12 protein-coding genes are annotated in these 12,648 nt (G+C 70.6%); 7 read left to right on the top strand and 5 right to left on the bottom strand.

All coding sequences use genetic code 11. The features are described 5' to 3' along the window. Positions 1 to 82 precede the first annotated feature (82 nt). Positions 83 to 601, top strand: coding sequence for an amino-acid N-acetyltransferase (locus DMP23_RS10720; protein ID WP_037812807.1), 519 nt, complete (start codon positions 83 to 85; stop codon positions 599 to 601). A 215-nt stretch (positions 602 to 816) separates the two neighbouring features. On the opposite strand, the gene DMP23_RS10715 is transcribed toward DMP23_RS10720, so the two are convergent. Continuing rightward, positions 817 to 1,224, bottom strand: a complete 408-nt coding sequence (locus DMP23_RS10715) for a hypothetical protein (RefSeq protein ID WP_240691273.1) — start codon at positions 1,222 to 1,224, stop codon at positions 817 to 819. A 44-nt stretch (positions 1,225 to 1,268) separates the two neighbouring features. Then, positions 1,269 to 3,611: a DNA translocase FtsK 4TM domain-containing protein gene (locus tag DMP23_RS10710; protein WP_043827035.1), complete on the bottom strand. Its 2,343-nt coding sequence runs from the start codon at positions 3,609 to 3,611 to the stop codon at positions 1,269 to 1,271. Here DMP23_RS10710 and DMP23_RS10705 point away from each other — a divergent pair. From DMP23_RS10705 to DMP23_RS10680, 6 genes are all read left to right on the top strand, one after another. Next, entirely contained in the window at positions 3,601 to 3,831 is a 231-nt protein-coding gene (locus tag DMP23_RS10705) for a hypothetical protein (RefSeq protein ID WP_037812487.1), read from the top strand. The two genes, DMP23_RS10710 and DMP23_RS10705, sit on opposite strands and share 11 nt — an antisense overlap. A gap of 115 nt (positions 3,832 to 3,946) precedes the next feature. Beyond that, on the top strand, positions 3,947 to 4,591 hold the full coding sequence (locus tag DMP23_RS10700; RefSeq protein WP_337820939.1) for a hypothetical protein: 645 nt from the start codon (positions 3,947 to 3,949) through the stop codon (positions 4,589 to 4,591). A gap of 133 nt (positions 4,592 to 4,724) precedes the next feature. Continuing rightward, the gene (locus DMP23_RS10695) at positions 4,725 to 5,384 is read left to right on the top strand and encodes a hypothetical protein (protein WP_336161105.1); all 660 of its coding nucleotides are present in this window, start codon (positions 4,725 to 4,727) and stop codon (positions 5,382 to 5,384) included. Positions 5,385 to 5,507: 123 nt separating this feature from the next. Then, entirely contained in the window at positions 5,508 to 6,317 is an 810-nt protein-coding gene (locus tag DMP23_RS10690; protein WP_037812490.1) for a lysophospholipid acyltransferase family protein, read from the top strand. A gap of 47 nt (positions 6,318 to 6,364) precedes the next feature. Next, positions 6,365 to 7,018 (top strand): NAD(P)H:quinone oxidoreductase, encoded by a 654-nt coding sequence (gene wrbA / locus DMP23_RS10685; protein ID WP_337820938.1) that lies wholly within the window; start codon positions 6,365 to 6,367, stop codon positions 7,016 to 7,018. A gap of 106 nt (positions 7,019 to 7,124) precedes the next feature. Beyond that, complete coding sequence (locus DMP23_RS10680; protein WP_337820937.1) at positions 7,125 to 8,069, top strand: EamA family transporter; 945 nt, start codon at positions 7,125 to 7,127, stop codon at positions 8,067 to 8,069. 211 nt (positions 8,070 to 8,280) lie between these two features. Here the strand turns inward: DMP23_RS10680 and DMP23_RS10675 are convergent, their stop codons facing one another. The 3 genes from DMP23_RS10675 to DMP23_RS10665 form a co-directional block, all read right to left on the bottom strand. Then, positions 8,281 to 9,870: a ribonuclease J gene (locus DMP23_RS10675; RefSeq protein WP_235146553.1), complete on the bottom strand. Its 1,590-nt coding sequence runs from the start codon at positions 9,868 to 9,870 to the stop codon at positions 8,281 to 8,283. Between the two features lie 104 nt (positions 9,871 to 9,974). Then, a complete protein-coding gene (gene dapA, locus DMP23_RS10670) occupies positions 9,975 to 10,988 on the bottom strand; it encodes a 4-hydroxy-tetrahydrodipicolinate synthase (protein WP_337820936.1) in 1,014 nt (337 codons plus the stop codon). A gap of 112 nt (positions 10,989 to 11,100) precedes the next feature. Then, complete coding sequence (locus DMP23_RS10665; protein WP_337820935.1) at positions 11,101 to 12,603, bottom strand: serine/threonine-protein kinase; 1,503 nt, start codon at positions 12,601 to 12,603, stop codon at positions 11,101 to 11,103. Positions 12,604 to 12,648 lie beyond the last annotated feature (45 nt).

Here is a 12,648-nt window from a genome sequence, read left to right as displayed (position 1 = left end):
ACGGCTCGCGGCGTCACGCATCCGGGGTCCCCCGATGGAGCCGCTCGGCGCGGCCGGTCCTCGCGGTCGTTATCTTGACCAGGTGCCCGATTCCCGCTCCCCGTCCGTCCGCCGCGCGCGGATCGCCGACGTCCGCAAGATCAAGGCCCTCGTCGATTCCGACGCGGGCCGCGTGCTCCTCGAGAAAGATCTGGTCACGCTCTACGAGGCGGTGCAGGAGTTCTGGGTCGCGACCGACGAGGAGAACGGCACCGACGACGTGCTGGGCGCGGCCGCGCTGCACGTGCTGTGGGAGGACATCGGCGAACTGCGCACCGTGGTGGTCGACAAAGCGGCGCGCGGCCGCGGGATCGGCCGCGCGCTGGTCGGCAGGCTCGTCGAAGAGGCCCGCGAACTGGGGTTGAAGCGGCTGTTCGTGCTGACGTTCGAGACGTCGTTCTTCTCCGGGCACGGATTCGTCGAGATCGACGGCGCCCCGGTGTCGCACGAGGTGTACGAGGAGATGCGGCGGTCGCTGGACCCGGGCGTCGCGGAGTTCCTCGACCTGCCTTACGTCAAGCCGAACACGCTCGGGAACTCGCGGATGCTGCTCGAGTTCTGAACGCCGTCAGGAGAACCGCACGAGGATGTGGTTCCCCGACCCGTCCACCGCGGCCAGCTTCACCGTCGTCCCGGCGAACGTGGTCGCGTCCGGACCCTGACGGCCGGTGTGCAGCTGGACGGACGTGTGCTCGCCCCGGTGTCACGAAGAAATGCCGCACTCGCCGACCCGGGGCATCCCGAGAACTCCCGGACGCTGCTCGAATTCCGAGCCCCTCAGGAGAACCGCACCAGGATGTGGCTCCCCGACCCGTCCACCGCGGCCAGCTTCACCGTCGTCCCCGCGAACCTAGTCGTGTCCGGACCCTGACGGCCGGTATGAAGCTGGACGGACGTGTGCTCGCCCCGGCCCGGTTCAGTGAGGACCAGCGCCACCACGGCCTCCCCCGCCACGAAGCATTGCCTGCCCGGCTTGCAGCGCGAATCCGAGACCAGCTGGCGGTAGCGCACGGTCAGGTCCCGTCCGGCGACCTGCACCTCCTGGCCGGGCGTGAGCGCCACGTTTCCGCCCGGATCAGCGGCCGGCGGGCGCGACGGTGTCTGCGCGATGGCGGCCGTTCCGCCCGCGCACCCGGCCAGCGCGGCGGCCGTCCCGATACCCAGTGCGAGCTTCTTGAGGTCCATGCGCAGTGGACGGGCCGGACGCGCCGCCGGGTTGCACGCGCGGCTCAGAAGTCTTCGTCCTCGCCGCCGGCGGGCGAGCCGCCCGCGTCGGAGCCGCCGCGGATCATGAACAGCACCGACTCCAGTTCCTCCGGCTTGATCAGCACGTCGCGGGCCTTCGAACCCTCCGACGGGCCGACCACGCCGCGGCTTTCCAGCAGGTCCATCAGCCGTCCGGCCTTGGCGAAGCCGACGCGGAGCTTGCGCTGCAGCATCGAGGTCGAGCCGAACTGCGACGTGACGATCAGCTCGGCGGCCTGCAGCAGGACGTCGAGGTCGTCGCCGATGTCCGGGTCGATCTCCTTCTTCTCGCCCGCCTTGGCGCTGGTGACGCCCTCGTTGTAGTCCGGCTGCGCCTGTTCCTTGGCGAAGTTGACGACCGCGGCGATCTCCTCGTCGCCGACGAACGCGCCCTGGATGCGGACCGGTTTCCCGGCGCCCATCGGCAGGTAGAGCGCGTCGCCCATGCCGATCAGCTTCTCCGCGCCCGGCTGGTCGAGGATGACCCGCGAGTCGGTGAGCGACGACGTGGCGAACGCGAGCCGCGACGGCACGTTGGTCTTGATCAGGCCGGTGACGACGTCGACCGACGGCCGCTGCGTCGCGAGCACCAGGTGGATGCCCGCGGCACGGGCCTTCTGGGTGATCCGGACGATCGCGTCCTCGACGTCGCGCGGGGCGGTCATCATCAGGTCGGCCAGCTCGTCGACGATCGCCATGATGTACGGGTACGGCTGGTACTCGCGTTCGCTGCCCGGCGGCGCGGTGATGTCGCCGGAGCGGACCTTGGCGTTGAAGTCGTCGATGTGCCGGACCCGGTTGGCCTGCATGTCCTGGTAGCGCTGCTCCATCTCCTCGACGAGCCAGGCCAGCGCGGCGGCGGCCTTCTTCGGCTGCGTGATGATGGGCGTGATCAGGTGCGGGATGCCCTCGTACGGGGTCAGCTCGACCATCTTCGGGTCGATCAGGATCATCCGGCATTCGGCGGGCGTCGACCGGGCCAGCAGCGACACCAGCATGGAGTTCACGAAGCTCGACTTACCGGAACCGGTGGAACCGGCGACCAGCAAGTGCGGCATCTTCGTGAGGTTCGCGGTGACGAACTCGCCCTCGATGTCCTTGCCGAGCCCGATCAGCATCGGGTGGTTGTCCTTGACCGTGGTCGGCGCGCGCAGCACGTCGCCGAGGCGCACCATCTCGCGGTCCGAGTTGGGCACCTCGATGCCGACCGCGGACTTGCCCGGGATCGGCGCCAGGAGGCGGACGTTGTCGGTGGCCACCGCGTAGGCGATGTTCTTGGTCAGCGCGGTGATCTTCTCGACCTTCACGCCCGGGCCGAGCTCGACCTCGTACCGGGTGACCGTCGGGCCGCGGGTGAAGCCGGTGACCTGCGCGTCGACGTTGAACTGGTCGAGGACGCCGGTGATCGCCTCGATCATCTGGTCGTTGGCCTTGCTGCGGGACTTCGGCGCGTCGCCGAGCTTCAGCAGGTCAGGCGGCGGGAGCGCGTAGTCGCCCTCGACGGTGCGGGTGACCGACAACGCGGGTTCCGGAGCCTTCTTCGGCTTCTTCTCCGGCACGTCGGCAGGCGGCGCGACCGGCTTCGGCGGCCGGATCGGCGTGGCCGGTTCGGCGAGCGCGGCGTCGATGTCGAGCTGCTCGCCGTCCTTGTCGGCACTGGCCTGGCGGCGGCGCGACGGTTTGCGCAGCCGGACGGACTTCGGGTCGGCCTCAGGTTCGGGTTCGGGCTCGTCGTCGTGCTGACCGGCCTCGTATTCGGCCAGCTCGTGCTCGTCGAGGCCCCAGGTGCGCAGGCGGTGCGGGATGTCGCGCACCGGCGTGCCGGTGAACACGAGGACGCCGAACAGCAGCGCGAGGATCAGCAGCGGCACCGCGACCCAGGTGGTGACGCCCTTGGTGAGCAGCCCGCCGGAGAACGCGCCGAGAATGCCGCCCGCGTACATGCGGCCGTCGTTGGTGTCCGGGAGCGCAGTGAAGATGTGCAGCATCCCGAGCACGGACAGCACGACCAGCAGCGTGCCGATCACCATCCGCGGCCGGGTCTCCGGACTCGGCTCGGACCGCATCAACGCGACCGCGACCACGAGCAGCACCAGCGGCAGCGTCACCGCTCCCGCGCCGAGCACCGTCCGCGTCGCGATCTCGACCCCGGCCCCGATCGGCCCGGCCGCCCGCCACCAGACGCCGACCGCGGCGACGATGGCCAGCGCGATCAACCCGAGAGCGAGCCCGTCGCGCCGGTGTTCGGCCTCGAGCTCCCGCGTGCGCCCGACCGTGCGAGCCAGCGAACCGACGCCCTTGGCCACGAGGTTCCAGGTGCTGCGCACGCCGCGCCCGAACGCGCCGTTCTTGCGCCGGGGAGCCGGGCGCCGGGCACTGGACGTCCGCGGCCGCGAACTGCCCCTGGTCGAACGGCCTTTCGACGACCTGCTCGACGCGGCGGCCCGAGACTTCGCCGGCGTACGCGAACTACGCGCCGGTGCCTTCCCGCCGCTTCCCGCAGTGCTCCGCTTTCTCGTCGCCGACCCAGCCATGCCTCCACGGTAACGGGCGAGGACCGATAGTCACATGTGCCACTCGCAGCGCACCCGAAACAATCGTCCCGGATCACAGTGGATCTTGTGGAAGCGTCGGGGTTCCCCTGGGAAGGCGAGGTCCCTCCATGCCCAGCCCTGCCGAGATCGTGCGACTGCTTGCCGAACGGACCGTTTTCGCTGCGGCACCTCGGGGTACGGGGCGGTACCACTACCTCCGCAAGTCCGGATGGGCCGGGCATAGCGACCGGACCGCTTCGGGGCGGGTTCTGTCGGCGAGCACTCGGTTCTTCGAGCGCGAGGACTGGATCGCCGCGGACGGTTCGGGGCGGTTGCTGGTGACGCAGGATGGGACGCCTGTGCGGCCCAGCGGCTACTTTCCGCCGGGCGGGTTGATGGGCGACTTCCTGCGGGGCCGGGATCTGCCGTCGGTGAGCGCAGAGCTGCGGCGGCGGATTAGTCCGGCTGGAGTGGTCAAGGCTTTCAACACTGTGTGGCTGACTCAGGTGGTGACGCCTGAGCTGCAGCGATTGCTGCTCTTGTGGTTGGCGGACCAGCCCGGGCTGGTCTTGGAGGACGCGGAGGTGCCGGGAGTTGTGGTGAGTGCCCCGGATTCGGCGCGGGCTGGGACGCGGCAGCTGGTGTTCGATTCGGAGACCGGGATGTTGCTGCAGACCCGGGACGTCGACGGTGCGACGGTGTCGGGCTGTACGAGGTGGCTGGAGTCCGGGTATACGGAGTCCACTGAGTTGCGACCGGCTGAGGTTTCCTGACCAGCGACAACCGCTCAATCCCCGCCCATGAATCCGGGTGCGCGGCCGCTCTCCTTCCGGACATTCGTGCCGTAACAGCTCGCGTGATCAACGCGACCCATCGAAGCACTCTTCGACCGGGCTTGGAGCAAGCATGACCATCCGGACTCTCTTCGGCCTCGTCCTCGGCACAGCGACGCTGACTGTGCTGCTCAGCTCGTGCGGCAACAATGCGCCCGCTCCAGCGACTCCCGCTCCGCCGACTTCCCGTCCGTCGGTTTCCGAACCAGCGTCCCCCGTGGCCGACTCCCCTGCGCCCGCGAGCGTCGCGGCGGTGCCGACCACCAGCGCGATGGCAGCGGACACCTACTTGAAGAAATCCGTCGGGCAGGTCTGGGGCACCCGCGACCCCGGCACCGGCGAACCGCGCATCACCGCGTGGCTGACCAAAATCACCGTCGACCCGGCCTGCGACCGGCCCGGAACGCGCAAGCCGGGCATGCACACGCTGGTGCTCGACTTCACCGTCCAGATGCCCGCCGCCGGCGGCGACCCGTCCGACATCTACGCCTTCGGCAATGACGTGCTCAACGAGACCCGGTTCTCGACCCGCGGCGAGGACGGCTTCACCAACCAGGCCGAGTACAACAGTCCATGCAAATGGCGGGTCAAGCAGCTCCCGTTCCAGTTCGCGCCCAGCAGCAAGTACACAGGTCAGCTCGTGGTCGACACCCCCAATCCGCACGGCATGCTCCTGCTCACCGCCGCCAACGGGTACCTGAACGGCAGCCTCGGCTGGGAATGGGACTACTGACCGCGAACCAAGCCCCTCCGCACGCGCTCTGAGCAGCTACAACAGCATCCGAAGCCCACACCGCCCCCACCGCACCGAGAACCGCGTTGCCGCAGGTGGCTCCGCCCGTGAAATGCTCTGCTCATGTTCGCGCTCCAACAGGACGAGGCTCCGCGCCGTGCCCCCGCGATCTGGCGGACGATGCTCAACCTCGACCGAGGGCTGGTGAATCTCGTCGGGCGGCTCACGGTCACCGGGGCGGTGCCGCGGGAGCTTCGGGGGAAGCCGTTGCTCATGGCGGCCAATCACATCGGCGTGTTCGACGCCTTCGTGCTCATGGCGGCGTGCAAGCGGATCGGCATCAATCCCCGGTTCATGCTCGCCGGCGGGATTCTCGACGCGCCGGTGATCGGGCCCGCGCTCAAGGTCAGCGGGCATTTGCGCGTGGACCGGGCCAAGGCAGCGACCGCGATCGGGCAGTTCGCCGAAGCCGCGGAGGCGTTGCGGACCACTCGCGAGCCGATCGTCGTTTATCCCGAGGGACGGATCAGCCACGACCCGGGGCTGTGGCCCGAGCGCGGCAAGACCGGGGCGGCGCGGCTCGCGCTCGCCGCGGGCGTGCCGGTGATCCCGATCAGCCAGTGGGGCGCGCACGAGGCCGTCTACTGGGGCACGGAGACGGTGAACGGGCCCGCGGACCTGCTGCCGCTGGCGAAGTCCGGGTTGAGCGCGCCGTTGCGGCGGCCCAGGTTCAAGGTGCACTTCGGCGCGCCGGTGGACCTCTCCGACGTCGAGCCGGAGCGGCCCGGCGCGGGCGTTCGCGCGCACGCCAAGATCATGCAGGCCATCACGGACGGCCTGGTTCCGTTGCGCCGCCACGAACCCATCCGCCCGCGCTTCTACGATCCGACCCGGCCGACCGACACGGTCAGTCCCTGGAAGCCGCAGCGCTGAGTCCGGATCGTGGGACGCCTCGCTGAGCCCGGCTAGGGTCGCGAGGTGTGAGCACCCGCATTCTGGTCGTTTACTACAGCGCCACCGGGAACACCGCTGCCCTCGCCGGCGCGCTCGCCGAGGGGGCGGGCGAAGCCGGGGCGGAGGTCCGCGTCCGCACCGTGGCCGAGACCGCGCCGCCGGAAGCGATCGCGAGCAATCGGCGCTGGCAGGCTTGGGTCGATTCCGGGCCGCACCACGAACTCGCCGCGCTGGCCGATCTCGAATGGGCGGACGGGCTCGCGCTCGGCAGCCCCACCCGGTTCGGCGGGCCCGCCGCGCAGCTGAAGTCCTTTGTGGACGCCACGGGCGGCCTGTGGGCGCAAGGGAAACTGGCCGACAAGGTGGCGACGTCGTTCACCTCGGCGTCCACCGCGCACGGCGGCCTCGAAGCGACCGTGCTGGCCATCAACAACATCTTCTACCACTGGGGCGCGATCGTCCTCCCCCTCGGCTACGCGGACCCGCACCTCATGGAGTCCGGCAACCCGTACGGCGGCTCGTTCGTCTCCCGGAAATCCGCGGCGCCGGACGGCACCGCACTGCAGGCACTGCGGATTCAGGGACGGCGGCTGGCGACGATCACGACACACGTCGCGACGGGCCTGACTGTGCCGATCATTACTAATCCGACCACAGCCACGGCCGAATGGCTTTCGTAGCAACGGTTACGTGCCGCGGTCGGGGTCGGCCTACTTTTGGTCGGATTAGTAAAACCGGGGAATAACTCAGTTTCGCTCGGTCGTCCCGCTCCGTAATGTCGCGCGCGTGACCACCGAACTCCCCGTCCTGGAACAACCCCGGGTGATCCACCGCGGCCGCGGGCTGTCGCTCGTCCTGCTCGCCGCGGTCTTCTTCAGCACCTCCGGGACGCTCGCGAAACCGGTCATGGGCGCGGGCATGACGCCGGAACAGGTGGCGGTGCTGCGAATCGGGACGGCGGGAGTCCTGCTGCTGATCGGCACCGCGCTCTTCGCGCCGCACACGTTGCGCGTCCGGCGCGGGGAATGGCCGATGCTCCTGGCGTACGGGGCGCTCGGCGTGGCCGGTACGCAGCTGCTGTATTTCATTGCCGCGCAACGGATCCCGGTCGGCATCGCGATCCTGCTGGAGTTCCTGTCGCCGGTGCTGATCGCGTTGTGGGTGCGCGTGGTGCGCAAGAAACGGCTGCCGCGCATGCTGTGGTTCGGGATGGCGGTCGCGATGGTCGGGCTGGCGCTGGTCGCGCAGGTCTGGCAGGGGCTGCGGCTCGACGCGATCGGGCTGCTGGCCGGCCTCGGCGCGGCGCTCTGTTCGGCCGGGTACTTCCTGCTCGGCGAACGCGCGGTTGCCGACCGCAAACCGCTCGGGCTGGTCACCTGGGGCATGGTGATCGGCGGGGTGCTCGTGAGCGTCGCCGCGCCGCCGTGGACGCTGCCGCTGGGGATGGCGGGCCAGACCGTCCCCTTCGGAGCGTGGGCCCCGCCGCTGTGGCTGCTGCTGCTCGGCCTGGTGATCCTGTCGACGGCGATCCCGTACGTCGCGGGGATCTCCGCGCTGCGCCACCTGCCCGCCTCGGTGGCGAGCGTGGTCGGGCTGCTCGAACCCGTCGCGGCGGCGGCGTTCGCGTGGGCGCTGCTCGGCGAAGCCCTCGCCTGGCCGCAAGCGGTCGGCGCCGCGCTGCTGCTCGGCGGCGCCTACCTGGTCCAACGACAGACCGCTGAGGTCGCCTGACTCCCTCTCCGGACGGAGACGGGAACCAACCTCGAGCGGGATGTGTCCTATCCGCGGGCCCGCCACACTGGAGCGAGCCGCACGAGACACCTGGGGGATCTCATGGACCACCGACCGAGCCGGGCCGAACAGCGCAGAGCCCGCAACGCGCTCGCCCGCCAGGCAGCGATCGTCGTGATGGCGTTGCTGCTGGCGGGCGCGCGGCGCTGAATCAGACCGGGATGACCGTCGGCACGATCATCGGCCGCCTGCGGTAGGTGTCGGCGACCCACCGGCCGACGACCCGGCGCACCGCCTGCGCGATGCGGTGGGTGTCGGTGATGCCCTCGGCCTCCGTCCGCGCCAGCTCCATCTCCACGAGCGGCACGACGGCGTGCAGGGCCTTCGGGTCGTCGGAGAAGCCGCGGCCGGAGATCGTCGGGCTGCTGACCGCGCGGCCGGTGTTCGAGTCGATCACCACGGTGATCGCGATGAACCCGCCCTCGCCGAGCACCAGCCGGTCGGACAGGGTCGACTCGCCGACGTCGCCGACGGACAGCCCGTCCACGTACACGTGCCCGACCTCGACCCGGCCGGTGCGCGAGGCCTTGCCGTCGACCAGGTCCACGACCACGCCGTCCTCGGCGATCACCACGTTGTCCGGCGCGACGCCGGTGCGGATCGCGAGCTCTCCGTTGGCGCGCAAGTGTTTCCACTCGCCGTGCACCGGCATCACGTTGCTCGGCCGGACCGCGTTGTACAGGTACAGCAGTTCGCCCGCGGACGCGTGGCCGGACACGTGCACCTTCGCGTTGCCCTGGTGCACGACGTTCGCGCCGAGCCGGGTCAAGCCGTTCACGACGCCGAACACCGCGGTCTCGTTGCCCGGGATCATCGAGCTGGCCAGCACGACGGTGTCGCCCGCGCGGATCGAGATCTGCCGGTGCTCGCCGCGGGCCATCCGCGACAGCGCCGACAGCGGCTCGCCCTGCGAACCGGTCGACACGAACAGCACCTTGCTCTCGGGCAGGTTGCTCGCCTGGTCCAGGTCCACGAGCAGGCCTTCCGGCACGTTCAGCAGGCCCAGTTCGGCCGCGATGCCCATGTTCCGGACCATCGACCGGCCCACGAACGCCACCCGGCGGCCGTGCCGGACGGCGGCGTCCAGCACCTGCTGCACGCGGTGCACGTGGCTCGCGAAGCAGGCGACGATGACGCGCTGGTCCACGCGCCGGACGACGTCGTCGAGCACCGGGCCGATGTCGCGCTCGGGCATGACGAACCCGGGCACCTCGGCGTTGGTCGAGTCCACGCAGAACAGGTCCACGCCCTCGTCGCCGAGCCGCGAGAAGCCCGCGAGGTCGGTGAGCCTGCCGTCGAGCGGCAATTGGTCGAGCTTGATGTCGCCGGTGTGCAGCACGACGCCGGCCGGCGTGCGGATGGCGACCGCGAGCGCGTCCGGGATCGAGTGGTTCACCGCGAAGAACTCGAGGTCGAACGCGCCGACCTTGCGCTTCTCCCCCTCGCGCACCTCGATCAGCTTCGGCCGCTGGCGGTGCTCCTTGGCCTTGGCCGCGAGCAGCGCGTTGGTGAAGCGCGAACCGTAGATCGGGACGTCCGGGCGCAGCCGGAGCAGGAACGGGACGGCACCGATGTGGTCCTCGTGCCCGTGGGTGAGCACGAGGCCGTCGATGTCGTCGAGCCGGTCCTCGATCGCGCGGAAGTCCGGCAGGATCAGGTCGACGCCCGGCTGGTCGTCCTCGGGGAAGAGGACGCCGCAGTCGACGATCAGGAGCCTGCCGTCGTATTCGAAGACGGTCATGTTGCGCCCGACCTCGCCGATGCCGCCGAGCGCGACGACGCGCAGGGCTCCCTCGGGAAGGGCGGGCGGGAGGTGCGTCGGGCCGGGTCCGGCGGGAAGTGAGGTCACCGGGGCATTGTCCCAACGCTGGTGTGCGAGGTGGGGGCGGTGTAGGCCGCCTGCGAATCTGCTTGTGCCACCCGTGCACCATGCCAGTCCGAGGCCGCGCTGTCCTCCAGCGGCACGCCGCCCTGGGCGAGATCGGCCGCGATCTGCTCGAACTGGTCGTCGAACGGGGCCACGATCGGCAGCCGCGGGTCGCCGATGTCGAACCCGCGCAGCCGCAGCGAAGCCTTGCTGAACGCCACGCCGCCGACCCGCGACATCGCCCGCAGCACCGGCAGCATCGCGCGGTGGTTCGTGCGCGCGGTGGACGTGTCGCCCGCCTCGTAGGCCTCGATCATCGCGCGGATCCGGCCCGCCACGACGTGCCCGATCACGCTGACCACGCCGACCGCGCCGACCGACAGCCACGGCAGGTTCAGCCCGTCGTCGCCGGAGTAGTAGGCGAGGTGGGTGTTCGCGATGACCTCGGAGCCGGCGATCAGGTCGCCTTTGGCGTCCTTGACCGCGACGATCCGCGGGTGCTCGGCCAGCCGCTGCAGCGTGTCGACCTCGATCGGCACGATCGAGCGCGGCGGGATGTCGTAGAGCATGACCGGCAGCTCGGTCGAATCGGCGACCGTCGTGAAGTGCGCGTACAGCCCGGCCTGGCTCGGCCGCGAGTAGTAGGGCGTGACGACGAGCAGGCCGTGCGCGCCCGCCTCGGCGGCGGCTTGCGCCTGCTCGATGCTGTGCGCGGTGTTGTTGGTGCCCGCCCCCGCGACGACGGTCGCGCGGTCGCCGACCGCCTCGACGACGGCGCGGACCAGGGCGGCCTTCTCCTCGTCGGAGGTGGTCGGGCCCTCGCCGGTGGTGCCGTTGACGACGAGGCCGTCGTTGCCGAGGTCCACGAGGTACTCGGCCAGTTCCTGGGCCCGCTTCACGTCCAGCGCCCCGGCTCGGTCGAAGGGGGTCGCCATCGCGGTGAGCACGCGGCCGAACGGACGTCCGGGCGCGGCGGCAGGTGAGGTGGACATGGCCACGACGGTACCTCGTCGGAGCGCCGAACCCGGCCTCGACCTGGTGTGCCACCGGCAACTTCGGAGAATTTCCGCCGCCGCGCCGCTCCCGGCGGAACTTCTCGCGCGGCTACTTGACCTTGGCGGTGATCTGCGCCGGGATCTGGTCGTTGTTGGCCCGCGAGAGGACGCAGTAGATCTTGCGGTTCGGGCCGCTGCTGCTGTCGCTGTCCGGCTGGACCTGCCATCCCTGCTGGGTCGGCACGATCGCCCGGTACGACAGCCCGGCGCGCTGCTGCGGCGGCACCACCGAGGAGTGGAACGTCGCCGCGCAGCGGGCCTCGGCGGCCCGGCTGATGTCCTCCAGGCCGGGATACGGGGCGACCGTCGCGTCGTCGTTGCTCCAGTTCTCCAGCGGCAGCGGGTCGGCCGCGTCGTAAACCTCGAGCGTGTGGTTCTTCTTGCAGTCGACGTTGTTGTCCGAGCTGATCACCACGCCCGGCTGGACGACCGCGTTGTAGCAGATCTCGTACGAGGAGAACTTGGCTTTGAGGTAGCCGTCGGGACCGTAGGTGACCGTCTCGGCCTGCTGCTCGTCCTTCTTCGGCGACCACACCGGCTTGCCGAGGAAGAACCCGCCGACCAGGGCCGCGATCACCAGCACCGCGATCGCGCCCGCCCACAGGCCGCGCCTGCTCTTGCCGTCCGGCTTCGCCGCCAGCCGGGTCGGCTGCCCGCCGACGCGGGTCTCCTGCTGCGGCATCACCGCGGTGGCCGGACGCTGCTGCGGACCGGTGGCGTGGGCGAGCTGCGCCCGCGCCTGCGCCGCGGTGAGCCGGGCTTCCGGGTTCGCCACCAGCAGGCCGAGGATGACCGCGCCGAGCGGACCCTGCACGCGGGTCAGGTACGGCACCTCGGTCATGATCGCGTGCAGCGTGGCGGCGGTGGTGGGCCGTTCGAACGCGACGATCCCCTCGACCGCGAAGTACAGCGTCGCGCCGAGCGACCACAGGTCCGATTCCGGCATCGCTTCGCGGCCCTCGACCCGCTCCGGGGCCATGAACGCGGGCGAGCCGACGATCATCCCGCTCGTGGTGAGCCGCGGGTCGTCGATGGCGTGCGCGATGCCGAAGTCGGTGAGCTTCACCCGGCCGTCCGGCGCGACCATGATGTTGGCCGGCTTGACGTCGCGGTGCACGATCCCGGCGGCGTGCGCGGCCTGCAGCGCCGACAGCACCCGCTCCCCGATCACCGCGGCCTGCTGCTCGGGCATCGGGCCGTGCGTGCGCACCAGGTCGGCGAGCGTGGGCGCCTCGACCAGTTCCATCACGATCCAGGTGGTGCCCTGGTCGGTGACCACGTCGTAGACCGTGACGACGGCCGGGTCGTTGAGCCGCCCGCCCGCGCGCACTTCGCGCAGGATCCGCTCCGAGAACACCGCGGCGCCTTCAGCTTCGGGCAGCCGCAGCTCTTTGATCGCGACCTGCCGCCCGATCACCTGGTCCTGCGCGCGCCACACGATGCCCATGCCGCCGCGGCCCAGTTCGCCGAGCAGCAGGTAGCGGCCGGCCACCACGCGGCCGGCGGGGGCCGTGCGGTTCGGGTCGTGCGGGCGGGTCTGTTCGTCGGTCACGGGGTCGGGCTCCTCGGTCGGCTTCGCGCAGATGCTAGTCCGACC

The sequence above is a fragment of the Amycolatopsis sp. A1MSW2902 genome, assembly GCF_017312175.1.
Lineage (GTDB): Bacteria > Actinomycetota > Actinomycetes > Mycobacteriales > Pseudonocardiaceae > Amycolatopsis > Amycolatopsis nivea.
This window is presented reverse-complemented; position numbering and strand designations above follow the sequence as displayed.